24 protein-coding genes are annotated in these 24,315 nt (G+C 55.6%); 13 read left to right on the top strand and 11 right to left on the bottom strand.

Going from position 1 to position 24,315, the window contains the following annotated elements; genetic code table 11:
• The first annotated feature begins 210 nt into the window (after positions 1 to 210).
• The 3 genes from recO (at position 211) to H6F59_RS15010 (ending at position 3,888) form a co-directional block, all read left to right on the top strand.
• Positions 211 to 1,050, top strand: coding sequence for a DNA repair protein RecO (gene recO, locus H6F59_RS15020; RefSeq protein WP_190701497.1), 840 nt, complete (start codon positions 211 to 213; stop codon positions 1,048 to 1,050).
• Between the two features lie 47 nt (positions 1,051 to 1,097).
• Complete coding sequence (locus tag H6F59_RS15015) at positions 1,098 to 2,570, top strand: MFS transporter (protein ID WP_190701495.1); 1,473 nt, start codon at positions 1,098 to 1,100, stop codon at positions 2,568 to 2,570.
• Between the two features lie 160 nt (positions 2,571 to 2,730).
• Entirely contained in the window at positions 2,731 to 3,888 is a 1,158-nt protein-coding gene (locus tag H6F59_RS15010) for a glycosyltransferase family 4 protein (protein ID WP_190701492.1), read from the top strand.
• A gap of 243 nt (positions 3,889 to 4,131) precedes the next feature.
• On the opposite strand, the gene H6F59_RS15005 is transcribed toward H6F59_RS15010, so the two are convergent.
• The 3 genes from H6F59_RS15005 to uvrB all read right to left on the bottom strand — a co-directional run bounded on the left by H6F59_RS15005 (position 4,132) and on the right by uvrB (position 7,694).
• Complete coding sequence (locus H6F59_RS15005; RefSeq protein ID WP_190514695.1) at positions 4,132 to 4,437, bottom strand: hypothetical protein; 306 nt, start codon at positions 4,435 to 4,437, stop codon at positions 4,132 to 4,134.
• 240 nt (positions 4,438 to 4,677) lie between these two features.
• The gene (locus H6F59_RS15000) at positions 4,678 to 5,007 is read right to left on the bottom strand and encodes a hypothetical protein (RefSeq protein ID WP_190701488.1); all 330 of its coding nucleotides are present in this window, start codon (positions 5,005 to 5,007) and stop codon (positions 4,678 to 4,680) included.
• Positions 5,008 to 5,690: 683 nt separating this feature from the next.
• Positions 5,691 to 7,694 (bottom strand): excinuclease ABC subunit UvrB, encoded by a 2,004-nt coding sequence (uvrB, locus tag H6F59_RS14995; protein ID WP_190701484.1) that lies wholly within the window; start codon positions 7,692 to 7,694, stop codon positions 5,691 to 5,693.
• 257 nt (positions 7,695 to 7,951) lie between these two features.
• Here uvrB and H6F59_RS14990 point away from each other — a divergent pair, with 257 nt between their 5' ends.
• Together H6F59_RS14990 and H6F59_RS14985 are read left to right on the top strand one after the other, a co-directional pair.
• Positions 7,952 to 8,728, top strand: coding sequence for a HipA family kinase (locus tag H6F59_RS14990; protein WP_190514699.1), 777 nt, complete (start codon positions 7,952 to 7,954; stop codon positions 8,726 to 8,728).
• A complete protein-coding gene (locus tag H6F59_RS14985; RefSeq protein WP_190701480.1) occupies positions 8,706 to 9,116 on the top strand; it encodes a DUF3037 domain-containing protein in 411 nt (136 codons plus the stop codon). The genes H6F59_RS14990 and H6F59_RS14985 overlap by 23 nt, the downstream gene beginning before the upstream one ends.
• On the opposite strand, the gene H6F59_RS14980 is transcribed toward H6F59_RS14985, so the two are convergent.
• A complete protein-coding gene (locus H6F59_RS14980; protein ID WP_190701477.1) occupies positions 9,102 to 9,317 on the bottom strand; it encodes a hypothetical protein in 216 nt (71 codons plus the stop codon). The genes H6F59_RS14985 and H6F59_RS14980 overlap by 15 nt on opposite strands.
• A 97-nt stretch (positions 9,318 to 9,414) precedes the next feature.
• Between H6F59_RS14980 and H6F59_RS14975 the strand changes: the two genes are divergently transcribed.
• The 3 genes from H6F59_RS14975 (at position 9,415) to H6F59_RS14965 (ending at position 13,319) form a co-directional block, all read left to right on the top strand.
• Positions 9,415 to 10,860 (top strand): PepSY domain-containing protein, encoded by a 1,446-nt coding sequence (locus H6F59_RS14975; RefSeq protein WP_190701474.1) that lies wholly within the window; start codon positions 9,415 to 9,417, stop codon positions 10,858 to 10,860.
• A gap of 76 nt (positions 10,861 to 10,936) precedes the next feature.
• Positions 10,937 to 12,466 (top strand): cytochrome P450, encoded by a 1,530-nt coding sequence (locus H6F59_RS14970; protein WP_190701469.1) that lies wholly within the window; start codon positions 10,937 to 10,939, stop codon positions 12,464 to 12,466.
• A gap of 322 nt (positions 12,467 to 12,788) precedes the next feature.
• Entirely contained in the window at positions 12,789 to 13,319 is a 531-nt protein-coding gene (locus H6F59_RS14965; RefSeq protein ID WP_190701456.1) for a universal stress protein, read from the top strand.
• Positions 13,320 to 13,328: 9 nt separating this feature from the next.
• On the opposite strand, the gene H6F59_RS14960 is transcribed toward H6F59_RS14965, so the two are convergent.
• The 3 genes from H6F59_RS14960 to H6F59_RS14950 form a co-directional block, all read right to left on the bottom strand.
• Positions 13,329 to 13,601, bottom strand: coding sequence for an HNH endonuclease (locus H6F59_RS14960; RefSeq protein WP_190701452.1), 273 nt, complete (start codon positions 13,599 to 13,601; stop codon positions 13,329 to 13,331).
• Between the two features lie 211 nt (positions 13,602 to 13,812).
• Positions 13,813 to 14,421, bottom strand: coding sequence for a 30S ribosomal protein S4 (gene rpsD, locus H6F59_RS14955; RefSeq protein WP_073610655.1), 609 nt, complete (start codon positions 14,419 to 14,421; stop codon positions 13,813 to 13,815).
• A gap of 188 nt (positions 14,422 to 14,609) precedes the next feature.
• Positions 14,610 to 15,383: an amino acid ABC transporter ATP-binding protein gene (locus H6F59_RS14950; RefSeq protein WP_190701438.1), complete on the bottom strand. Its 774-nt coding sequence runs from the start codon at positions 15,381 to 15,383 to the stop codon at positions 14,610 to 14,612.
• Positions 15,384 to 15,553: 170 nt separating this feature from the next.
• On the opposite strand from H6F59_RS14950, the gene H6F59_RS14945 reads away from it, so the two are divergent.
• A complete protein-coding gene (locus H6F59_RS14945) occupies positions 15,554 to 17,095 on the top strand; it encodes an ABC transporter permease subunit (protein ID WP_190701435.1) in 1,542 nt (513 codons plus the stop codon).
• A 78-nt stretch (positions 17,096 to 17,173) separates the two neighbouring features.
• Here H6F59_RS14945 and H6F59_RS14940 read toward each other — a convergent pair whose 3' ends face one another.
• Entirely contained in the window at positions 17,174 to 17,365 is a 192-nt protein-coding gene (locus tag H6F59_RS14940) for a hypothetical protein (protein ID WP_190701432.1), read from the bottom strand.
• A gap of 383 nt (positions 17,366 to 17,748) precedes the next feature.
• Between H6F59_RS14940 and tsaB the strand changes: the two genes are divergently transcribed.
• From tsaB to H6F59_RS14920, 4 genes are all read left to right on the top strand, one after another.
• Positions 17,749 to 18,393 carry a tRNA (adenosine(37)-N6)-threonylcarbamoyltransferase complex dimerization subunit type 1 TsaB gene (tsaB, locus tag H6F59_RS14935; RefSeq protein WP_242021485.1) on the top strand — a complete coding sequence of 215 codons (645 nt, stop codon included), beginning with the start codon at positions 17,749 to 17,751 and terminating at the stop codon, positions 18,391 to 18,393.
• A gap of 140 nt (positions 18,394 to 18,533) precedes the next feature.
• A complete protein-coding gene (locus tag H6F59_RS14930) occupies positions 18,534 to 20,195 on the top strand; it encodes an FAD-dependent oxidoreductase (RefSeq protein ID WP_190702133.1) in 1,662 nt (553 codons plus the stop codon).
• Complete coding sequence (locus tag H6F59_RS14925; protein WP_190701429.1) at positions 20,192 to 21,619, top strand: sensor histidine kinase; 1,428 nt, start codon at positions 20,192 to 20,194, stop codon at positions 21,617 to 21,619. The genes H6F59_RS14930 and H6F59_RS14925 overlap by 4 nt, the downstream gene beginning before the upstream one ends.
• Positions 21,620 to 21,713: 94 nt before the next feature.
• Positions 21,714 to 22,406 (top strand): SDR family oxidoreductase, encoded by a 693-nt coding sequence (locus H6F59_RS14920; RefSeq protein ID WP_190701426.1) that lies wholly within the window; start codon positions 21,714 to 21,716, stop codon positions 22,404 to 22,406.
• A gap of 5 nt (positions 22,407 to 22,411) precedes the next feature.
• On the opposite strand, the gene H6F59_RS26765 is transcribed toward H6F59_RS14920, so the two are convergent.
• From H6F59_RS26765 to H6F59_RS14905, 3 genes are all read right to left on the bottom strand, one after another.
• A complete protein-coding gene (locus H6F59_RS26765) occupies positions 22,412 to 22,786 on the bottom strand; it encodes a DUF5615 family PIN-like protein (RefSeq protein WP_190701423.1) in 375 nt (124 codons plus the stop codon).
• Complete coding sequence (locus tag H6F59_RS14910; RefSeq protein WP_190701418.1) at positions 22,783 to 23,016, bottom strand: DUF433 domain-containing protein; 234 nt, start codon at positions 23,014 to 23,016, stop codon at positions 22,783 to 22,785. Before H6F59_RS14910 ends, H6F59_RS26765 begins: the two co-directional genes overlap by 4 nt.
• A gap of 402 nt (positions 23,017 to 23,418) precedes the next feature.
• The gene (locus tag H6F59_RS14905) at positions 23,419 to 24,216 is read right to left on the bottom strand and encodes a phospholipase D-like domain-containing protein (RefSeq protein WP_190701415.1); all 798 of its coding nucleotides are present in this window, start codon (positions 24,214 to 24,216) and stop codon (positions 23,419 to 23,421) included.
• Positions 24,217 to 24,315: the final 99 nt, after the last annotated feature.

Genomic DNA, 24,315 nt, shown 5'->3' with positions numbered 1-24,315 from the left:
AGGCAATGTGCTGAACTGGCCCATTACTGTCAACGGATTTCGTGGTTAGAGCCGGCTGATGTCAAGGGATCAGCTCGTGGCCAGGGCAAGATTTTCCCTGAGTTTTAGCTTTGCTCTTCGAGCGATCGCCCTCTACGCTACCCACCCTGCGTCGGGCCGAGCCTTTCTTGGCCAGAGCGTTATGCTAAGGCTCTAGCCCTGTACTGCCCTATGAGCCAAACCTACAAAGCCACTGGCATCAACCTCAAGGCCATGCCCCTAGGGGAAACCGATCGCCTGCTCACCATTCTTACCCCTGAGATTGGGCTGGTGCGGGCGGTGGCACCGGGGTCGCGCAAGCACCAGTCGCGGCTGGGCGGCCGCAGCGATCTATTTGTCATCAACGAATGTCTGGTAGTAAAGGGCAAGCGTCTCGACAAGCTCATTCAGGCCGAAACCGTGCGCACCTTTCCTGGGCTGAGTCGACAATTAGCTCGGCTGACTGCCAGCCAGTATCTGGCGGAGGTCGTGCTGCTGATGGCCCTCAGCGACTCGCCTCAAAGCGATCTATTTCACGTCTTTGTAGAACATCTAGAACGACTTGAGACGGCGTCATCCGGGGCAGTGCTGGCGGCCCTGTGCCACGGGCTATATCACCTGCTGGCCCTGGACGGGGTAGCCCCAGAGGTGCATCGCTGTACCCTCAGCCGAGTCGAGATTGTGCCCAATCTGCTCGACCCTGCCTGGCGAGTAGAATTCAGTTCCGAAGCTGGGGGGCTAGTGCAGGCCGACGGAGCCACTCAGCTCGGTGAAGGGCAAGGCCGCTACGGTCAACCCCCCAAGCGACCCCTGCTGCTTACCGCCACCGATGTGGCTCTGCTCCAGCAGCTTACCAAGCCGGAGATTTTGTCTACCCTACCCATGGGGTTAGAGAGCCAAGATCCTCAACCCGGAAAAACCCAGCAGCTGTGGGCACGAGTCGAGCGGCTTCTGCGAGAATATACTGAGAACTACTTTGAACGTCCCATTCGGTCGGCGGCTTTAGTTGATGTCTGTTTAGCTACCCTTTAAACTGCTGGATATTGCGCCGCCCAGTGCCCAGGTTCGTTGGTTACCCCATGCTCCGTGAGTTTGAAGCTAATACAGAAGCTACCGAGGCAAACCATTTGCCTAAGAGAGAGGACCGAGGGTCTGGCCATGGCACCGACTTGGGCGATGGGGCAGACTCCACAACCCAAACCGCCACTTTGCCCGCTGCTCCTGTATCTGAGACCGCTGAGCCAGAGCGTGAGAATGGGTTTCGGGCCATTTTTCAGAACCGCAATTTTCTAATTTTGTGGACCGGACAGCTCTTTTCTCAGCTGGCCGACAAGGTTTATTTGGTGCTGATGATTGCCATCATCGCCGCCCGATTTGAGTCCCCTGGGCAGACCATCAGCGGCTGGGTATCGGCTGTAATGATTGCTTTTACCATCCCGGCGGTGCTGTTTGGCGCGCTGGCGGGGGTGTTTGTAGACCGTTGGCGCAAGCGCCCAGTGCTGGTGTGGTCTAACCTGCTGCGCGGCGGCCTAGTGATTGCGTTGCCCCTAGGAATTTGGCTGACGGCGAGCTGGGGGCCGGTGCTGGGGCTACCTGTGGCCTTTTTGCTGCTGCTGGTCGTGACCTTTTTGATCTCTACCCTGACCCAGTTTTTTGCGCCGGCAGAGCAGTCGATTATTCCCCTGATTGTGGCCGAGGGAGATTTACTCTCAGCCAACTCGCTTTATACCACCACCATGATGGCCTCCGTGATCGTAGGGTTTGCCGTGGGAGAACCGCTGCTGGCCCTAGCCGATCGCCTGATGCTGGCTTTAGGTGTAGCCAACAACGGCCCAGCTATTTTAGTTGGCTTGAGCTACATGGTGGCCGGGCTATGCCTGATGACTATGGATCCTGGAAAAGAGAATTTATCTGCTGCCCACGAAGATATATCTCAATTTTGGGCTGATATCAAAGACGGCTGGCGCTACCTAGGGGAGCAGGTGCAGGTGCGGGTGGCCATCATTCAGCTGGTGCTGCTGTCGTCAGTGTTCGCTGCCCTGGCGGTGCTGGCGGTGCGGCTGGCGGAGACCATTCCTGCTCTTAAGGCCTCGCAGTTTGGCTTTTTGTTGGCAGCAGGTGGCCTGGGCCTGGGCCTAGGAGCTGTGCTAGTGGGGAATTTTGGGCCGCGGTTTCCGAGGCGCTACCTGAGCTTGTGGGGTGCCCTAGGGATGGGTGTGTGCCTGATTGCCTTGGCCTGGACAACTCAGCAACTGTGGGCCTCTATGGCGATCATTGCCACCTTGGGGCTTTGTGGTGCCTTCGTCGGCATACCGATGCAGACCCTGATTCAAGAAAAAACGCCGGAAGCCATGCGCGGCAAGGTGTTTGGCTTACAGAACAACATGGTCAATATTGCCCTGAGCCTGCCCCTGGCCTTAGCCAGTGTGGTAGAAGCACACCTGGGTTTGGCCAACGTTTTTGTCGGTATGGGAACCCTGGTAGGCTTAGGGGGAGTAGTAACCTGGTATATTGCCGATACGGCAATGAGAAAGACCCAGGCCCCAGGCTAGATTTCATTTTTTTACCAAAGTACAGATCTGTGGGCTGATGCTATGGGCTGGGCGGTTCCGGAACGGATACTCGTTCCGAGTCGGTTCCCAAACGTTGCGCGAATCGCGGCGGCATTCTGCTGCCGCTGGTTTAGGTTGTTAACGGATAACGCTGGACAGCATGCACATCGCGTGGCTTGGCAAGAAATCGCCCTTTTGCGGCAACGTCACCTATGGCCGAGAGGTCACCAACGCGTTGCTTGAACGCGGCCATCGAGTGACTTTTCTCCATTTTGCCCAGTCTCAGGATGGCCATAGCCTGGGCAGTTATGCGGAGCGATCGCAGGAAGTGCCGCTGCCCTTTCTGTTCAAGTCGCAGATTCTCACCATTCCCTCGCTGAAGTCAGGCAAGCTGCTGGCAGAGGCACTAGAGCGAATTCGGCCCGACCTAGTGCATGCCTCGCTCACCCTGTCGCCGCTGGACTTTCGACTGCCCGAGATCTGTGCTGAGCTCAACATTCCCCTGGTGGCCACTTTTCACCCCGCCTTCGATCGCCGGGTGCGCAGCCTGACCTCGGGCACCCAGCACCTCACCTATCAGCTCTACGCCCCCTGTCTGGCCAACTACGATCGCGTCATCGTGTTTTCAGAACTCCAGCGCGATTTATTGACTAAGCTCGGGGTGCCCGACGCTACGCTGGTTGTGATTCCCAATGGGGTCGATACCCGTCGCTACTCGCCGGGGCCGTCGGCCGTCAAGGCTGATCTCTACGCCCGCCAGCTATTTGTTTACCAAGGGCGCATTTCGCTAGAGAAGAATGTGGAGGCCCTGCTGCGGGGCTGGCGGCAGGCCGATATGGGGCCTGACTGCAAGCTGGCGATCGTCGGCAGCGGCCCCCTAGAGGCGTCGCTGAAGCGCTACTACGGCGACGAAGACGACATTATCTGGCTGGGCTACCTGGCCAACGAGCAGCGCCGCATCGACATCCTGCGGGCGGCGGACGGGTTTATTTTGCCGTCTTTGGTAGAGGGGCTGTCGCTGTCGCTGCTAGAGGCGATGGCCTGTGGCGCCGCCTGCATTGCCACCGATGCCGGAGCCGATGGCGAAGTGCTGGCGGAGGGGGCGGGCATTGTGCTCGATACCCAGCGGGTGTCAACTCAGCTGCAAACTATCTTGCCGATTTTGCGTGACCACCCCGAAATTACTCAGCTTTTGGGGCATAAGGCCCGCGAACGGGTGCTCCAGCGCTACACCCTGAAGGACAACATTTCTGCCCTAGAAACTATGTACGGTCAGGTGACGGCGGAACAACGCCTCATGTGTGGACAGCGGGCCTAGGGGGGAGCGAGAAGCAGGTTGCAGAAGGGTGATTGGGCGATCGCCCTTCCACGCCACCTGCTGTCAACCTGTCGCTCCACCGTGCCCCCGCCCACCCACGGCAAGATGCTCTGTTTGGGTAGGTGCATCCATGACCATCCTTGGCTATCCGCACAAAGCTACTGTTCGGATGGTGCAGCATTGGCATGAACGGGGTGCTAAGCGATCGCCTGAACAAACCCATCATTACCGCTGGAACTCTACCTAGAAAGGGATTTCTGGGGTTGAGACAGCAACACCGCCACCGTAGACGTCATAGGTGATATCTGTGGTTTGAGACACTTTGACTTGCATTCTGGCGCGTGCGATCGAGCCAGTCCCAACTGACAATTGTTTATAGCCTAAGCCGTCAAGAGTCTGTTTTTGGCTATCGAATCCTAAAAAACCCACGCCATAACGAACTTTGATTGAAGCACCGACAGGAAGTTTGAAAAAGGCTTTTCCATTGGCATTCCAAAAGTTTTCAACGGTTCTCCAATCTCCTGCTTCAATGCGCTTGGTGCGAATCATAATCTTATTCTCCTTATAGTTGCGATCGGAAACGACAAGTAGTCTAAAACTTAGTAACTAAGACTTTCTGCTCATCTGCTCTATGGCAATGGTTGACCGAGAGCATGCCACTTTGAAAGAGAGTATTTTACTCATAGGCTGAAACGTTTGATATGTAAGCTTTCAGCCATCTCGTTGTACTAATACTCCAGCTATGCACCTTTCAAAGCGACATGCACCCTGGTCAACTGCATCCTGAAACTAGGGTTTCACGTCATAGGTAAGGACGTAGTCGGCACCGTCAAGCGTGAAACTGGCGGTGGAGTTTTGTACTGGAGTATTACGAATTACAACAGTACCGAGATGATCGTTGTAGTCGGGCCAGCGTCCCAAGTCCAAATCCCATAATTTAACCTTAGCTCGGACGGTGAACGGGAGTTCGTCATTAATTTCGAAGACCTCTCCGTTGTTCATAGTCTCTCGGTAAGTTTTGCGCCCGGCGTTGGTAAACACTTCCAAAAGGCACTCATCCGAGCCAAAAGTATCTTCGGTTTCGTTGCAGGTAAGCGATTTTATGAATAGAGATGCCATTGTATTTCTCCTAATTCTGGCAAGGGAGTTGTTGTAATGTTGAGTAGCCTTTGCCAACCCACTCGACATCACAGAAACAACCGAATGCTGTGAGTTCTCAGCAAGTAACTCTCTAGGCATCCAACGAGTTTGAAGCTCTTCGTTGGTTCGTTTCTATATCCAATATGGAACATGCTACTCAGCGGTGGTATTACCCTTGAGGGTACTCTTGGAGGCTTTGTGATTTCACTTCACCAATGACTCAGTAGACTGACTATGTAAGGAGCACAGAACCGATGTTTGAATACCTTCAACCCGACGCTAGCGGTACGTCTAGTTTGCCGCGGTTTCACTCCGCGAAACCTCAGCCCTAACCCCGATCAAGGCGTCACCTGCTCTACGGCAGCTTGGCCGACGTAGATCGCACCACAAAATCCTCCACGCGCTGCGCCGAGCCCAATGACGGTCGCGATCGCCCAGCGAAGATGAGACCGCTCAGCAAATCCCGACCTGGATGGTCATTTTGACCAAAACCCTGTTGATTGAGTAGGCCTATGTAGATCGGGAAGGCTTCTCTCGGCCCTGACTCAGCCCTCACCCCAAACCCCTCTCCCAAGCTTGGGAGAGGGGCTTTGACTTTTCCGCCAGCAACTCTGTTTCTGAGTGCGGGGCATTGAGCGAGGAGATCTTCCGTAGATGATTCTCTAAGCCCGCTTGCCCAAGAGCTGATCGCGTAGGGATTTGATGCGATCGCGAAACTTAGCCGCTTCCTCAAAGTCAAGATTCTTGGCGGCCTCTTTCATCTGCTTTTCAAACTGACCAATCAGTTCGGGAATTTCTTCCAGGGGCAGCTCTTCCTTGTGCTCGTAGACCTCCTCTAGTTCGTGGGCGTTGAGGCGGCGCGACACTTCGAGAAACGACAGAATCGAGTTGCTGTTGCGGCGAATAATCGAGGTGGGCGTGATGCCATTCGCCTCGTTGTAGGCGGTTTGAATAGCGCGGCGACGCTCGGTTTCGCTGATTGCCTTGGCCATGCTGTCGGTGAGGTTATCGGCGTAGAGAATGGCCTGACCACGCACATGGCGGGCGGCGCGACCGATAGTTTGAATCAGCGATCGCTCCGCCCGCAAGAACCCTTCCTTATCGGCGTCCAAAATCGCCACCAGGGAAACTTCGGGTAAATCGAGCCCCTCCCGCAGCAGGTTGACCCCCACCAGCACGTCGTAAAGCCCTTCTCGCAGGTCTTGGATAATTTCAATCCGTTCAATGGAGTGAATCTCGGAGTGCAGGTAGCGCACGCGGATGCCGTGCTCGTCGAAGTAGTCGGTGAGGTCTTCGGCCATGCGCTTGGTCAGGGTGGTGATCAGCACCCGCTCTTGGCGAGCGGCCCGCTCTTTGATTTCGCCCAGCAGGTCATCGACTTGGCCTTCAGTGGGGCGCACAAAAATTTCGGGGTCGAGCACGCCGGTGGGACGAATAATCTGCTCCACCACCTTATTTTGAGAAATCTCCATTTCCCAGTTGCCGGGGGTAGCGGAGACAAAGATGCACTGGTTCACCTTGTCCCAAAATTCTTCAGCTTTGAGGGGGCGGTTGTCGGCGGCGCTGGGCAGGCGGAAGCCGTGGTCGATCAGCACCATTTTGCGGCTACGATCGCCGTTATACATGCCGTGAATCTGAGGAATGGTGACGTGGGATTCGTCAATCACCAGCAGCCAGTCTTTGGGGAAATAGTCGAGCAGACATTCGGGCGGTGATCCGGCTTTGCGACCGGCCAAATGGCGGGCGTAGTTTTCCACGCCGTTGCAGTAGCCCACCTCGCGGATCATCTCCAGATCGTAGCGGGTGCGCTGCTCCAGACGTTGGGCTTCCAGCAGTTTGCCCTCTTTCTCTAGCTCCGCAAGACGCTCTAGCAACTCATCTTTAATCGCCTGGCAGGCTTCTTCGATGCGATCGTCGGGGGTAACAAAGTGCTTGGCTGGGTAGATGCTGAGTCCCTCCATGCTTTGCAGGGTGGCCCCGGTGATCGGGTCCACGTAGCGCACGGCGTCGATCTCGTCGCCAAAGAACTCGATGCGAATGATGCGGTCTTCGTAGGCGGGGCCGATCTCCAGCACGTCGCCCTTGACGCGAAACTTGCCTCGGCCTAGGTCTAAATCGTTGCGCTCGTACTGAATCGAAGCCAGATCGCGCAGCACCTGGCGCTGGTTAACCTCCATGCCCACGTGCAGCGGAATCGAGGCTCTCAGGTATTCCGACGGGATTCCTAGACCGTAGATGCAGCTAATTGAGGCGACCACAATCACGTCTTTGCGCTCAAACAGGGAGCGGGTAGCCGAGTGCCGCAGCATGTCGATCTCGTCGTTGATCGATGCGGTCTTGGCGATGTAGGTGTCGGTGGTGGGAATGTAGGCCTCGGGCTGGTAGTAGTCGTAATAGCTAATGAAATACTCGACGGCGTTGTCGGGGAAAAACTCGCGCAGCTCGTTGCAGAGCTGCGCGGCGAGGGTTTTGTTGTGGGCCAGCACCAGGGCGGGCTTGCCAATGTTGTCGATGACGCGGGCGATGGTGTGGGTTTTGCCCGTGCCCGTGGCCCCTAGCAGAGTTTGATACTTGGTGTTGTCTTGCAGAAACTTGGTTAGTCCCGCGATCGCCTTTGGCTGGTCTCCCGCAGGTTCAAAGGGAGCCTGAATGTTGAAGTCGCCCATGGGTCAACGGTACAAAGACACTACTACGCCTATTTATAATGACTGATTTTTCCCCAGATGGTGGTTACGGCAGTTACCCGACCGGGCGAGCTGGGTTAGGGATTAGAGCCAGCGGGCGATCGCCCTTAGCGCCTGCATTCGTTACCCCTTAAGCCTGAGCAAATCGCTCAATATCTTTTTGCGCCAGCCCTTGCCTCGGGCGATAGCGACCGTCGGTTCCACTAAAATGGGCTGAGGCTCTGTAACCGAGAATCCATTTGCGAACCGTTGTTGCCACCCGATACGTCACTCCCCTGCGGGAGGGAGGCTCTCTCCCCGCCATTGTGGAAGCTGACGATGATGGCATGTATGTGCTGAAGTTTCGGGGTGCCGGTCAGGGGGTCAAATCTCTGATTGCTGAACTCGTGGCTGGAGAAATTGCGCGGGCCGTCGGCTTGCTGGTGCCCGAAATTGTCCTGATCGAAGTCGATGCTGAACTGGCCCGTACCGAGCCCGACCCCGAAATTCAGGATTTGATTCGAGCCAGTGTAGGTCTCAACCTGGCCCTCGACTACCTGCCCAGCTCCATCACCTTTGACCCCGTTGCCCAACAGCCCGATGCCGCCCTGGCCTCGGCCATTGTCTGGCTCGATGCCTACGTCACCAATATCGATCGCACCGCCCGCAATACCAACATGCTGATGTGGCACCGCCGCCTCTGGCTGATTGATCACGGTGTTGCCCTCTATTTTCACCACAGCTGGAACAACTACTTAGAGCGCAGCCGCACCCCCTTCCCCGGCATCAAAGATCACGTTTTGCTGCGGTTTGCTAGTCAGCTAACAGAGGTCGATGCCACCATGACAGCCCAGCTAACGCCGGAGCTCATTACTGGCATCGTCAACCTAATTCCAGAGCCCTGGCTGCTGGAGGGTTCTCCGTTTACCGATAGCCAACACCATCGCGAGGCTTATATTGAGTATCTGCTGAAGCGGCTAGAGCCACCCCACGCTTTCTTAGAGGAGGCCATTCGTGCACGATCAGGTCACCTATGATTACGCCATTATTCGGGTGGTACCTAAGGTTGAGCGAGAAGAGTTTGTCAACGTAGGTGTGATTGTTTCATGCTCGACGCGCAAATTTCTCGAAGCCAAAATTGAACTCATTCCGCAACGGCTGTTGACCCTTGACCCTACCCTAGACTTAGAAACAGTCGAAGGTTATTTAAACACTATCCCGATCATTTGCGCTGGCGAAATCCAGGCGGGCGTCATTGGTCAACTGCCCCAGCGAGAACGGTTTGGCTGGCTGGTTGCCCCCCGCAGCACGATCATTCAAACCTCACGGGTGCATACCGGTCTGTGTAGAGATCTATCGGCTGTAATCGAACACCTTCTGGCCACTATGGTGCGTCCACTCCAGTTTCCCCTAGAGAAAAGCTAAACGGCTGATCTTTTGAATGCTTGGGTTTAGCATCCCCCCGGCTGGGGCTAAAGCAGTTTGGTGATAAGGTGCTGCTGAAAGAATAACAACGTGTAATACCGAATTCTGTTTGGCTAATCCTGTTTGGCTAACCGCTGATTGGTAGGGGCATTGCAGTGCAACGCCCCCACGGGCTACCTGTTTTGAAGCGGGGTTTTTCATGTCGGATGGCGTGCAAGGAGTTGACACCGTGTCTTTTGACAACATCTTTGCGCATCAGGCATGTTAATCGGAGTCTTGACTTTGGGCAAATACCGGCATGAATCCCTCCAACCTGGTTGTAAGGCAATCTCCAGCAGCTCTATCGCCTGGCAATCGGTTTTATCGCACGGTGTGGCGCTGGCACTTCTATGCTGGGTTGTTTGTGATTGCCTTCATGGTGATCCTGGCCGCGACGGGCATTGTTTATCTGTTTAAGCCCCAGCTAGATGCGGCCATGTACAACAACCTCATGTTTGTGCAGCCTGACCTGGTGACCCTGCCCTACGTTGAGCAGGTACAGTCCGTCGAAAGCGCGTATCCTGCAGCTGTAATTAATCAGGTTACGCCTCCTGCTGCCGCAAATCGCAGTACTGAAGTGTTGGTAACAACGGCGAATGAGCGCAATCTGATGGTATTCGTCGACCCTCACAGCGGCGAGATCTTGGGCGATCGCGATGAGGACAACAACCTCCAGGCGATCGCCCGAAAAATCCATGGCGAGTTACTGATTGGCAAGCTAGGCGACTATTTAGTTGAGCTAGCCGCCTGTTGGGGTTTAGTACTGTTAATTACAGGGCTGTATTTGTGGTGGCCGCGCCAAAAGCTTGCTGTTTTGGGCACATTCATCCCGCGCCTCTGGAGCCAGAACAAACGGATATTTTGGCGAGACTTACATGCCGTGCCCGGATTTTATGGCGTTCTCCTAATTGGTTTTCTGATTCTTACCGGCTTACCCTGGACGGGTTTTTGGGGAGACACCTTTGCCCAAGTATCAAGCCAGTTTCCGGTTCAAATGTGGGACGACATTCCCCAATCAGCTGTGTTGACGGGCTCGCTAAACCAGCGAGGTCAGGTGGTGCCCTGGGCCGTAGAACAGTTACCGATACCTCAATCTGCTCCCTTAGGCCAAACCGATCATTCGGGTCACCACGGCGAGTCGACACCGGCTCAGATGGGCCTGGCCTCTGGCACCCCCGTTAGCCTTGACGCTGTGATCGCCCTAGCCCAGGCCAAAGGTGCGCCCCCTGGCTTTAACGTGACGTTGCCGGCAGGAGAGACCGGAGTATTCACGATCTCGGCTTTTCCGCCTGATCCAACCCAAGAAGTGACTCTGCATGTTGATCAGTACAGCGGTGCCGTGCTGGCCGATGTGCGCTGGCAAGATTATGGTCTCGTTCCTAAAGCGGTGGAGATGGGAACGGCCATTCACATGGGGAGATATTTTGGGTTCGCCAATCAGTTGCTTATGCTGGTGGCAGCGTTGATTGTGATGCTGCTGGCCATCACCGGAGTTGTGATGTGGTGGCAGCGTCGGCCCCAGAGTGCTGGGCTAATCGGCGCTCCTGCTATGCCTGCCTATGTACAGAACTGGCGCATTCCATTGGCAATTGTTGCAGTTCTGGGGCTAGTGTTTCCTCTAGTTGGTCTTTCACTTGTCATTGTGCTGCTGCTGGACTACGTTTTGCTGAGCCGTATTCCTGCACTCAGACGCGTCTTCAATTAAGTGTGATCATCGTGTTTAGACAGTTAAACCTAGGCCTGTATAATCGGCGCATCTTTGTCCTCTGCGGATACTTCCTATGACTCAGTTGTTAGGTGCTCCGCTTTATTGGCTGCCACTGGGCTTGGGAGCGATCGCTCTGCTGGGATGGCAACGGTGGGCTAAGCAACAGCGCTTTAAGTCGCTGCGATCGCTCCCCTCTCCGCCCCAGCACTGGCTATTGGGCAACATTCCCCAACTGCTAGGGGCGGTCAAAAATCGGCAGCTCTTTCAGATCTTGTTCGACTGGTCTAAGGAACTTGGCCCCAAGTATGTCTACTGGGTCGGCTATCCGGTGCTGGTGCTCAGCCAGCCCAAGCTGATCGACAGCACCATTGTGCAGGGCACCCGCGACGGCAGCCTGGTGCGCACTGGCCAGTCGCAGCGCGCCTGGAACGATCTGATGGGGCCAATCATGATTGGCCAAGATGGGCCTGAGTGGCAGTGGCGACGCAAGGCCTGGAACCCAGAATTTAGCTCCAGCGGCGTGAGCCACTACATGACCCTAGTCGATCAAGCCTGCCAGCAGACTCTGGCCCAGCTGCAAGCCGCCCCGCCGGGGGAGCCGGTGCCGATGGATCCGCTATTTGTGGAGCTGACCATGCGGGTGATTGCGGCTTTGGTGTTGGGCATTCCCATCGACCCCAGCCAGCCCAGCTCTGAAGGCCCGCCCCTGGAGATTGAGCCGACCTACAACGCCATGGCGGTCTTAACCTACCGGTTCTTGCGGATGGCTGTCGGTGAAAAGGCCTGGAGAAAATATCTGCCCACCCAGGCCAGCAAAGACTACTGGGCTGCCCGCCGTTATCTGGAAAACTGCTTGCGATCGCGCCTCGACCTGGCCCTAGAGCTACGCTACGGCGACCCTGCTGCTTTAGAGAAGGCCAGCCCACTCTTCCAACAGTCGATGCTGGTCAAAATTGCCGCCAAAGAGCCCCACTACAGTCGCGCCACCCTGCTGCCCGAAATTGTGGAAATGTTGATTGCCGGTACAGACACCACCGCGCACACCTTGTCCTTTGCGGTGGGCGAGCTAGCCCTAAACCCCTCGGTGTTTCAAAAAGCTCAGGCCACCGTCGATCGCGTTTTTGACCATCACGATGCCATCACCCTGGCCAGCTTCAAAGAGCTGAGCTACCTGCAAGGAGTCGTCAAAGAAACCCTGCGGCTTTATTCTGTTGCCTCGGGTACCACATCGCTGCAAGCCACCCGGGACATGGTCGTCGACGACGTTAAATTGCCTGCTGGAGCACGCCTGTTTTGGTCAACCCTAGGGGCCGGGCGCGACCCGGAGGCTTACCCCCAGCCAGATAAGTTCTGGCCCGATCGCTGGCTCACCGAAGATCGCCAAACCCCAGCCCCACCCATGATCGACTTTGGTTCTGGTCCCCACCGCTGCCTGGGCGAGCACCTAGCGATGCTGGAATCAACCCTGATGCTGGCCCAGCTGCTGCGGCACTTTGACTGGGAGCTAGTCAATGGGCGATCTTCGGTGGAAAACCTGAAACAGAATTTGCTGATCTACCCCGTAGATAGAATGCCGGTCTATCTACAACGCCGTAGCCATTAGGCGAGGAGTTCTCGAGCCGCTAAAGGGTTGGTAGCCTCTAAAGAGGCTTTGGCGTGATGGTCAAAGACCGGCCTAGAGGGGCGTTGGCGCAGCCTCTCCAAAGGAGAATCGCACCTTAAGAACAGTGAAGCCCTCGACCCGATTCCGCCGTTCACCGTAAGGCATTGTTACGGCTAACCCTGCTGGGTTACAGGGCTTTTTATAATGGAGGCGTAGCCGCATCGCCCCTGGCCTGGCTCCATCACTGTCTCTATCGCTGCATCCCAAAAACGTGAAATAGAGAGCCTAAAACGCGGGCCTGTAGAACAGGAGACTCGCCGCCATGTTTAAGAAAATTCTGGTTGCTCTCGACAATTCTGCCCGCCGCCACGAGGTATTTCAAAAAGCCCTTGACCTGGCCGAAGCCACTCGGGCCAATCTCATGCTCGTGCACGTGCTTTCGGCCTACGAAGAAGGCAGCCCCGGCATTCCCATTCGCTCGTACCAGGCCTATTACCCCGTGCTGGAAGACTCGACCTGGAGACTCTACCAAAAACGTTGGGAAGAATTTGAGGCCCAGGGCATTGCCCAACTGCGACAAGAACTCGATCGCGCCCAGTCGGCGGGCGTCAGCGCCGAATTCACTCAGATATCTGGGGAACCTGCCGCTACCATTTGCAGCGTGGCTAGCTCTTGGGGCGCTGATTTGATTATGGTGGGCAGCCATGGTCGCCGGGGCCTGAGCGAACTGCTGCTGGGTAGCGTGAGCAACTACGTCATGCACCATGCCGACTGCTCAGTGCTGGTGGTGCACCACAACAATGGCAAACTAACCACCCCTGCTGAGACCACTACGGCCAGGGCTAGAACCTAGCATCGCTCGCTATCGATAGCTTCTCACCCGCTTATGGGGCTGCTGTTTGCGAACCCAGGCGACAAACTTCTGGATCCTGGGTTCTGCCTGTAGCTGCTCTAACGTATTCAGATCGCGGGCCAGGGTGTGGTTGTCAAACAGGGTATGAATCTGTTTGTGGCAGGGGCGGCACAGCAGCACCGTCTCGCTAGTGGGCAGTTGCCGACGCTTGGTGTATTGGCGCGGCATCAAGTGGTGTTCGGTGAGATCGTCTACGGGACGCTGGCACAACTGGCAGGGCATAGGCGCAGCCGCAATAGGGAGTAGTTATATTCTTACGAATTTGCCCGAGAGACGCAAAACCGGGGTCGCAAAACTTGGAGGCACAAAAAAATGGCTCCTAGCTGACGGGCCAGGAGCCAAACTACAAATTAATTGAGTAAGAGTAATGCGTTATGGGCGGTAAGCGATGACCGTTCGGCCAGCAAACAAACTCCAGTAATGACCAGCAGCCTTAGGCCTTACGGGAGTAGTACTCAACCACAAGCAGTTCGTTGACGTTGAGGGCCACCCACTCGCGCTCAATGATGCCATTGACCTTGGCGGTGAGCTTGGCTTTGTCAAGCTCGAGGTGGGCAGGCACATTGGCCAAACCGGGGAACTCTAGGTTGGCTTCGACCAATTTTTTAGAAGCTTCGCGATCGCGTACGGTGATCACATCGCCAGCCCGGCACTGATAGCTAGGAATCGACACCACACGGCCATTCACGCAGATGTGGCCATGGTTGACCACCTGGCGAGCCGAAGGAATGGTCGGCCCAAAGCCAAGGCGAAACACGGTGTTGTCAAGCCGCATTTCAAGCAGCTGTAGAATCACCAAACCAGTCGAACCACCGGCCCGACGAGCTTTCTTCACGTAGCGAAGCAGCTGCTTTTCGGTCAAACCGTAGTTAAACCGCAGCTTCTGCTTTTCTTCAAGCCGAACTGCGTACTCAGATTTTTTCTTGCGGTCTTGACCGTGCTGCCCCGGCGGATAAGCCTTACGGGGGGATTTGCGGGACAGACCCGGTAGCTCACCCAAGCGGCGTACAACCCGCAGGCGAGCGCCTCTATATCGCGCCATAAACGTTTACTCTCCGAACAATGTCCAACGTTGGAAGCAATTTCCAAAGATTCTAATCTTAGCGTTGATCAACGCTAAGATCAATCTTTGGAGATGGAATTTTGCTGAGATGGGTGAAAGCGGAGAGAAGGATCGGGGGTATAGGGTTTAGGGCAACCCCTTAGACCCTATACCCGATGCCTTAAACCCTACTGATGCTGACTCAGGCGGCTGAGGAAGGATCTCAGGCGATCGCTACGGGGGTTGCTAAACACCTCGGCGGGGATGCCCTCTTCTTCAATGACGCCGTTGTTGAAGAACAGCACTCGGTTGGAGACTTCGCGGGCGAACTGCATTTCGTGGGTGACCACAATCATGGTCATGCCCTCTTCGGCCAGCTGGCGCATGACGCCCAGCACCTCGCCCACCAGTTCGGGGTCGAGGGCGCTAGTGGGCTCGTCAAACAGAATGGCTTCGGGCTGCATGCAGAGGCTACGGGCGATCGCCACCCGCTGCTTTTGCCCACCCGAGAGCTGCTCGGGATAGGCGTCGGCGCGATCGCCCAAGCCCACCTTCGCCAGGTACTGGCTGGCCAGGTCGCGACAGTCGGCATCAGAGTGCTTCAGCACCTTACGGGGCGAGAGCATCAGATTCTCAATCACCGTTAGGTGGGGGAACAGATTGAAATGCTGAAACACCATGCTGACCTGGCTGCGCAGGTGGTAGAGCGCCTTCCAGGGCAGTTTTGGGGCCGACATGTCTTGGCCCATCACCTCTAGGTGGCCCTGGTTGATGGCCTCTAGCCGGTTGAGGCAGCGCAGAAATGTACTTTTGCCGCAGCCCGAAGGGCCAATAATCGACACCACATCGCCCTTGGTAAAGGTGGTGCTTACCCCTTTCAAAACATCCAGCGAGCCGTAGCTTTTGTACAAGTTTTCGCAGGCAATTACGGGGGTGGCGATCGCGGTCATGGTGGTCGTCATGGGCGGGCGCAATAACAGGGCTTAATCTCTATCAGAGAATCACTGGCAACCAGAGACATCTGTATCCTGAAATACATTTTATCTCGAAGGGAATTGACTATGGTGCAACACAACCCGGATTGCGATCGCCCGGAAGCTTCCGGAAGCTTTTGTCGTAGAGTGTCGCCGACATGGTTTTTCGTCTGTTTAGCTCACGCTGGTTGAAGCGCTGTTTAGCTTTGGTGCTAGGACTGCTGCTCGGGATCGGGGCAGCTCAGCTGACCGGTCTGGCTCAAGATGCTCCAACGGTGTGGGAGGTGGGCACTGAACCTGCCTTTCCGCCCTTTGAGATGAAGGACGACAGTGGCAACTTGGTCGGCTTTGACATTGAGCTGATGACAGCGATGGGGGAAGCCGCTGGGCGAGAGGTGAGGTTTATCACCTTGCCCTTTGATGGTTTGATCCCGGCGTTACAGTCGAGAACCATTGATGCGGCGATCAGCGGCATGACCGTTACCGCCGAACGGGCTCAAACCATTGATTTCACCCGGCCCTACTTTAAGGCGGGTCTGGCGATCGCCGTTCGCCAGGACAACAACGACATCACAACCCTAGAAGATTTAGAGGGTAAGCGCATTGCGGTGGCCATTGGCACTACCGGAGCCGATCAGGCTGGCCAGGTCGAAGGGGCTACCGTCAGCACCTTTGACAACTCGCCCCTGGCTCTGCAAGAGCTGCTCAACGGTCGGGTAGACGCCGTGGTCAACGACCTGCCCGTCACCCTTTACGCCATCCGCGAGGCCAATCTCGAGGGCCTCAAAATCGTCGGCGAGCTGGTCACTGAGGAGTACTACGGGATTGCTATCCCCAAAAACTCTGAAGAACTGACGGCGATGAATGACGCCCTCGGCACCCTGCTGCAAGACGGCACCTACGCCGAGATCTACCAGCGCTGGTTTTCCGGCGAGCCGCCAGAGCTGCCAGGAGTCGCTCCGTCTTTAGCCAACGCCGGCACGGCCTCGGGTCTGGCTTGGGGGCGGCTGTTCCAAAACTTGATACGCGGCGCGTGGATCACCATTCTGCTGACCGCATCCTCGTTCTTCCTGGGGCTGATTGGCGGGTCGCTGGTGGCCTTTGCGATGATTTCGCCCATTAAACCCCTGCGCTGGCTGTGCCGCATCTACGTCGACTTCTTTCGCGGCACGCCCATGCTGGTGCAGCTGTTTATGATCTACTTCGGCCTGCCCGCTTTGTTCCAAAGCCTGGGCTTTGACCTCAGCTTTAACCGCATCTTTGCCGCCGTGCTGGCCCTCAGCCTCAACGTAGCCGCCTACCTGGCGGAGATTCTGCGCGGCGGCATTCAGTCCATCGATCGCGGCCAGTGGGAGGCGGGCGAATCCCTCGCAATGAACCCGGTCGAGACTATGCGCTACGTCGTCTTTCCTCAAGCTTTTCGGCGCATTTTGCCTCCCCTAGGCAACGAGTTCATCACCCTGATTAAAGACACCAGCTTGGCGGCGGTAATCGGCTTTGAAGAACTGTTCCGTCAGGGGCAGCTGACGGTGGCGACCACCTACCGCGCCTTTGAGGTGTATCTGGCAGTGGCGATCGTCTATTTGGTGATGACCTCCCTGGCGTCCTTTGTCTTCAAGCGCCTAGAGGCCTACATGGACCCAATCAATCGGCCCAGGAAAGCGAAGAAAGACCCGGTGCCCTCTGCGATCGGGGTTTAGGGAGGCACTCTAGGGCCAATTCAGCAGCATGAATTTCGTAGGGGCGCAGCAGGCTGCGCCCCTACCTTCGTTTGATGCTTACTCCTGTTTTTGCTCTGCACTCAACAAGATTTGGTAGACAAACAGCTGCTTTAGGGCTGTCGTCTGCTGCTCTTGCTGGTTGGCTGAAGCGTGGATGTCTGCCGCTATCAGTACGCCTCCGGCAACCAGGGTCAAGATTACACACAAGTTGCGGAGAATAAGGCAGTTGGGGAGGCAGCGATTTTTCATGGGGGCGACCGTAGCAATACCAGATATCAAGACCGACAGCCGGATACCTTCATTATTGAGAGCATCTGGTGATTTTTCTGTGTAAAGAAAAAGGCTTTATAAAAGTTACCGAAAGTTGACTCGGTACTGGGCAGAACCCTGACTTTAGGTAGTGACGTTGGTTGCCCCTGCAATGCTCCAGATGTTGTGATGCGAGTAGCTGATTTGGGTTGAGCACCGGCACCAGGGTAGTCCTCACGTAAGGGTAGGGAGCGGGCGATCGCATCCTGGCTATCGGTCTGCCAGCACCAGAACTGTTAGGGAAGTCGGTGGTCAGGACATTCGAAGATGCAGCGGTGGGTCTACCCTGCTCCTGGCTCCTGTATTCTTAAACTCCTAGTCTTTTGGATACCCAATTTACGTTCATGCTAGGTCTAGCGATTCATACCTGCGGCCCTGACTTGGGGCTGGCCCTGAGTAACTTTGACGGCGAAATTTGTCACCAGACCTGGCCTCTAGGGCGTGACCTCTCCAGCCAGTTGCACACCATTTTGATGGAATTTATCGCGCCCTACGCCTGGACGGATCTCTCGTTCTTGGCGGTGGCCCAGGGGCCGGGGGGCTTTACTGGTACCCGGATCGGAGTGGTGACAGCGCGCACCCTGGCTCAGCAGCTAGAAATACCGCTGTTTGGCGTGTCAAGTTTGGCCGCAGTGGCCCAACAGGCCCTAGATAATTCCCCGGCTGGGTCTATTTCAGATATTGCCGTGGAGATGCAGGCTCGGCGGGAGCAGTTGTTTACCGCTATTTATAAATTGACTGCTAATGGCTTAGAGCCATCCCACCCTGATCAGGTGCTCAAAGCAGCAGCTTGGGAGCAGGTGCTGGCCAGCTATCCCCAGTCTCTGCATCGCGCGATCGCTGGGGATGACCTGGCAGCGACGGTGGTGCAAGTTTTGGCCCTGGCCCATGGGCGCTGGCTAAGGGGCGATCGCCCCGATTGGTCATCGGTAATGCCCTACTACGGCCAGCACCCAGTGGATCTGTAGACGCCTGCGAGCAGTGGCTGAGGTATAGCCCCACGCAGATTTTTGAAAGGTCGGTCGGCTACACTGGGCAGCAACGCCTTTGGCTGTCATCTCTTCACCGTCAAGGGCTGAACCGAATTGCCCCCCTTCAGGTGTTTGCCGTGGCCAAACCGATTATTTTCACCGTCGATGACGACCTAGATGTGCTGCAAGCGATCGCCCGCGACTTGCGGCGACACTACGGCGAGCACTACCGCGTCATGCGGGCCAGTTCTGGGGCAGTGGCCTTTGAATCCTTGCAACAAGTCGTTCAGCGCGGCGACCCGGTAGCGCTGCTGCTGGTCGATCAGCGCATGCCCGAGATGAGTGGGGTGGAGTTTTTAGAGCAGGCCATAAAGCTGGTGCCCGACGTCAAGCGGGCCTTGCTCACCGCCTACAGCGATACCGATGCCGCCATTCGCGCTATCAATGAGGTCGGCCTTGACTACTACCTGATGAAGCCCTGGGACCCGCCGGAGGAAAACCTGTACCCGGTAATTGATGACTTGCTGGCCGATTGGCAGGCCAACTTTCGGCCCCCCTTCGAGGGCATTCGGGTGGTGGGCGATCGCTGGAATCCCCAGAGTCACGAAATCAAAGACTTTCTGGCCCGTAACCAGATCCCCTACCGCTGGCTGGATGTGGAGCGCAGCGAGGAGGCTCGCACCTTGGCGGGCTGCGTGACCCAGGCCAAGCTGCCCCTGGTGCTGTTTCCCGATGGAGACCCCCTGCGCCAGCCCACCACCGCCGAGCTGGCGGCTCGCATTGGTCTGCAAACCACGGCGGCCAAGCCCTTCTACGACTTAGTGATTGTCGGGGGCGGCCCCGCTGGGCTGGCGGCGGCGGTCTACGGCGCTTCTGAAGGGCTGCATACGGTACTAATCGAGCGCGAGGCCCCCGGTGGCCAGGCGGGCACCAGCTCCCGCATTGAAAACTACCTGGGCTTTCCGGTGGGGCTGAGCGGCAGCGACCTGGCTCGCCGCGCCGTCAGCCAGGCCCGCCGCTTTGGGGTTGAAATTCTCACCCCTCAGTCGGTGCAGTCATTGCGAACTGACAACGACTACCGGCTGCTGACCCTCAGTGACGGCAGTGAAATCAGCGCCCATGCGGTGATTTTGGCTCTGGGGGTCTCGTGGCGGCGGCTCGACACGACGGGGCTGGAGCAGTTTACCGGGGCGGGGGTCTACTACGGCGCGGCCCAAACCGAAGCCCTGGCCTGCGAAGGGGAAGATGTGTACATCATTGGCGGGGCCAACTCCGCCGGGCAAGCGGCGATGAACTTCGCCAAGTACGCCAAGTCGGTGACGATGCTAGTACGGGGCGACTCGCTGACCAAGAGCATGTCGCAGTACCTAATTGACCAAATTGCCGCGACAGATAACATCACCGTGCAGACCCACACCAGCGTGATCGAAGCCAAGGGCGGTACACAGCTAGAGGCGCTAGTGCTGCAAAACGTCATCACTGGGGCCACCGAAACCGTGCCCGCCCAGTCGCTATTCATCTTTATTGGGGCCACTCCCCATACCGATTGGCTAGAAGATTTGGTGCAGCGTGATGCTCGGGGCTACCTGCTCACCGGGCCAGACTTGGGCAGCTCTGGCGTGCCGCCCCATCAGGTGTGGTCGCAGGAGCGGCCTCCCTTTCTGCTGGAGACCAGCCTACCCGGCGTGTTTGCGGTGGGCGACGTGCGCTGCGGCTCGATCAAACGGGTGGCCTCTGGCGTGGGCGAAGGGTCGATCTGCGTGCAGTTTGTTCACCAGTATTTGGGGGCGGTGCGATGAGCGCGTCGGCACTTTGTCTAGAACATCTGAAGGCGATTGAGCCCTTCAACCACCTACCCCAGGAGCGGCTGGAGTGGGTGTGCGATCGCGCCACCTCCCTCCAGCTGTCTAAGGGCGACTACCTGGTCAAAGAGGGTGACTTGACCACCACGATCTACGTCATTGCCTCGGGTCGCCTGGGCATTACCCGCCAGAGCGAAGGCATCGCCATGCCCATTGGCCAGCACGAAGGCCCTGGCTATATTGGCGAAATTCCGGTGCTGACGGATGAGCCCGCGCCGGTGACGTTACAGGCAATGTCAAATTGTCAGGTTCACAGCATTGCCGGGGCCGACTTTCTCACCCTGCTGCACGAGTGTCGTGACTTTGAGCGCGTGGTGTTTCGCTTAATGCAGCAGCGGGTGCGGGGGCTAGAGTCGTTTCTGCGCGGGCGCGAGAAGATGGCGGCCTTAGGGACGCTGTCGGCGGGGCTAGCCCACGAGTTGAATAACCCAGCGGCGGCTCTGGTGCGATCGCTTAGTGAAATGGTGCCCGCCATTCGCGAGCTAGAGAAAATGAATATGCTCTATGGCCAGACCAACGCCACCGAAGCGGAATCGGCGGAGTGGCAGCGGGTGCGCGATGCGGGCTACGAGACCATTCTCAAGTGCGGGGCCGATGCGGTAACGGTAAGCGATCGCGAGGAGGAACTGCTCGACTGGCTCGAAGACTATGGCGCTACCGAAGCTTGGAAACTGGCGGAACCCCTGGCCCAGGCAGGGATCGATATCCCCACATTAGAAAGGCTGATGGCCCCCTGGCGGGACAATCCCACGCAGTTACACGACATGGGCATTCGCTGGTTGGCCCTCTCCTTTGAGATGATGTCGATGATTCAGAGTGGCCAGCACGGAGCCGAGCGCATCGCCACCCTGGTCAAGTCGATGAAGTCTTACAGCTATATGGATCAGGGCGCGCAGCAGATGGTTGACCTGCACCAGGGGCTAGAAGACACCCTGCGGCTGTTTGCCTTCAAGCTGAAGCAGGGCATTAAGGTGGAGCGCGACTACGATGCGACGTTGCCCAAGCTGATGGCCCACGGCAGCGAGCTCAACCAGGTATGGACAAATTTGATTGACAATGCGATCGATGCGATGGGTGAGAAGGGCACCCTCACCCTGCGCACCTGTCATTTCCAGGGCGACGCTCGGGTAGAAATCATCGACACCGGGCCGGGCATTCCGCCGGAGATTAAGTCGCGCATTTATGAGCCGTTTTTTACCACTAAGGGCGTCGGCAAAGGCTCAGGGCTAGGTCTCGAAACGGTGCTTCGCATTGTAGAAAACCGCCACCACGGCACCATCTCTGTGGAGTCTGCACCGGGGCATACCTGTTTTGCGGTGTGTTTGCCCCTGGGAGAGGCGAGAACGACACATCGACCGTGATTTGATCTAGCTCCCCAAACCCTAGCCGCTCTTGCCCAATCGGCATCTGTGGCAAGATAACCATGGAGATTCGTGGCAGAGTGGGAGACTTAACATGGCGAGTTCTAGAACTCTACTGATTACCGGCGCATCTACAGGTATCGGTGCCGCCACTGCCCGACAGGCGGCAGCGCAAAATTTTAACCTTGTCTTAGCCGCCCGCTCTACTGAGAAGCTGGAACAGTTGGCGCAAGAACTGGATGCCGATAGAGTCCGGACTTTTGCGTGTGATGTCACTGACTATGCGGCTCAAGAAGAGTTGGTAGCCAACGCAGTAGAGGCGTTTGGCAGCCTAGATGCGGTGTTTGCTAATGCTGGTTGTGGCGGTGAGCCGGGTGGGTTTTCGGGGGCTCCAGTTGAGTCTTGGCAGCGCATCGTCAATACCAACATTTTGGGCGTCGCTTATACGCTGCGGGCTAGCCTAGAAGAGCTAAAGAAAGCCAAAGGTCACGTCATCATTACCGGCTCGATCGCAGGGCGCACAGTGCTGAAAGGTTCTATGTATGCAGCCTCGAAATGGGCTGTCTCAGCGATCGGCTATAACTTGCGAGAGGAGATGCGAGGCACGGGGGTGCGCGTCACTTTGATTGAACCGGGGATGGTGGACACACCGTTCTTTGATGACCCGAAGCCCGATGCCCTGCGCCCTGATGATGTAGCTCGGACAGTGCTCTTTGCGCTCTCGCAACCGCCCAATGTTGATATTGGTGAGCTTGTGGTTTTGCCCACACCACCGACTGAAGGGTAAGTGTTTCACCGCATTGGAAGCTTGCGAATGCGCACAGTGTCGTCGTTGATAGTCACTGCTACGCCTTCGGTTAGTTCTGACTCAAGAGTGGGTAAAACCTCTAGAAGCTTCTGAGTGACTACGTCAGGCTTGGCAGAAGATAACCGTAATGTGATCAGACTTGGCTGACTTTGCTTACTGAGCGCTACCAGCATAGAAAAGTCTAGGTCTTGCGTTACAACAATGCGACCGTCTACTCTCGCAAACTCTAAAATCTCGGCATCAGCGGCAGTTGCGGGTAATAGATCTGTCGAACGTACTATGTCGTAGCGCTGTAACTTTAGGGCTGTGACGGTTAGAGGAGAAACGTGAACGTCAGCAATGAAGCGTAAATTGCTCATGCCGACGTGAAACTAATCGTGCGATCGGATACCGCCCAAGCCGCATAGTTGAGAGCCTGGCGAATATCTTCTTCCTCTAGTTCTGGGTATGACTCTAGAATCTCTTGCACAGATAGTTGGCTAGCCAGCAGCTTTAGGAGAAAGCTTACCGTGATGCGCATACCCCGTATGGTCGGCTGACCAAGACACACCGCTGGATCGACTGTAATGCGGTCAAATTCGCTGAGCACTAAAGTAGTCCTTATCAAGTGCGTGTCCTCAGTTTAATAGTATGTCGATGGTTTAACCAGTCTGGCTTAAGCTGCTCGTTCTTATCAAAAGATTTAAGGTTAGAGATCTGGCGATATTGTACTTACGGTAGTTCAATCAGTATGTTGGCTGAATGTTCTTTCGGTTGGGAGCCAAGAGTTAGTTAGAGATTTAAGAACACGCGTCAATATTGATGGAGCTGAAGCGATCGCGCTTGCTGTCAAGGTGCAAGAGACGTGCTTGATAATCGATGAGCGGCTTAGCAGGTAAGCTGCAAATAGATTGGGTATAAAGGTCATTAGAGCGTTGGGAATTCTTCCGTCGGAAAATGCCAAAAGCTAATCGCAAATGTTAGGCCTATTATGAATCAAAAGCCATTGAATCTACTGAATTCCGTTGATTGACTGAAGCTTCAGTCTCATAAACTCTTGGGAAAATTTTTCGGCTTTATTGTACCCTGATGAAATCTCTATAGTTTCACCATTGAATCTTGCAGTTTTAGTCCAGTTATAAGAGCCGTGAATAACAGTCTTAAAATCTACAACGCAAAATTTATGATGCATCCTATTTATTGAGCGAGAACCTAGAGCGGGCAGCTTATAAACTTCGAGCTGGCTGTAATCTAAACCAGATTTATTGTTAATTTCGTCGTCATTTATAATGACTTGAATATTCAACCCCTGAGTTTTCTTGGCCAGCAGGCAGTTGAATAAAAAAGGATCGGTAAACCACGCTACTGCAATCCAGATTGTGAAGTTAGCATTTTCTAGTTCGCTTAGAATCTGTTCACGAATTTTTTCGAAATAAGCTTTTCCGGCAGAATCATCACTTTCGATTGTGCTATTTTGTGTTAGCTTATTTGCTAGCTCTATGATTTCACTAAATTGTATTTTAGGAGAATGATATGCATCCGGTAAAGTCTGCTGATACTCTGCTAGGGCTAGCAATAATTTTCCCACTATGTGCTCAGGCTCTTTGTCAAAAAAAGATCGTAGGCGATTCGCTTTAGAAGCCCCATAATCGTCATATTTTCCTTCCTCATAAATGTTGATTCCAGTCACAGAACCTATGAACCTTTGGAAGGTGGTATTAGAAAAGTTTAAAGCATAACCTTTGCTAACAGATGGTGGAGCCAAGAAGTCTTCTATTTTTATCCAATCAAAAAAAGAAATTGTTGCCATTTCTTGCTCGCCAATTCCTCTCAGCCGCGACACTAATGGGCGCTAAACGCTTTAATAAGAATAACTAAATACCCGTAAAGGCAGCTTGGCAATCTATTG

Origin of the sequence: Nodosilinea sp. FACHB-141, from assembly GCF_014696135.1 — a bacterium.
Taxonomy (GTDB): Bacteria; Cyanobacteriota; Cyanobacteriia; order Phormidesmidales; family Phormidesmidaceae; genus Nodosilinea.
Note: the sequence above shows the minus strand (reverse complement) of the source record. Positions and strands in the feature narration are given on the sequence as shown.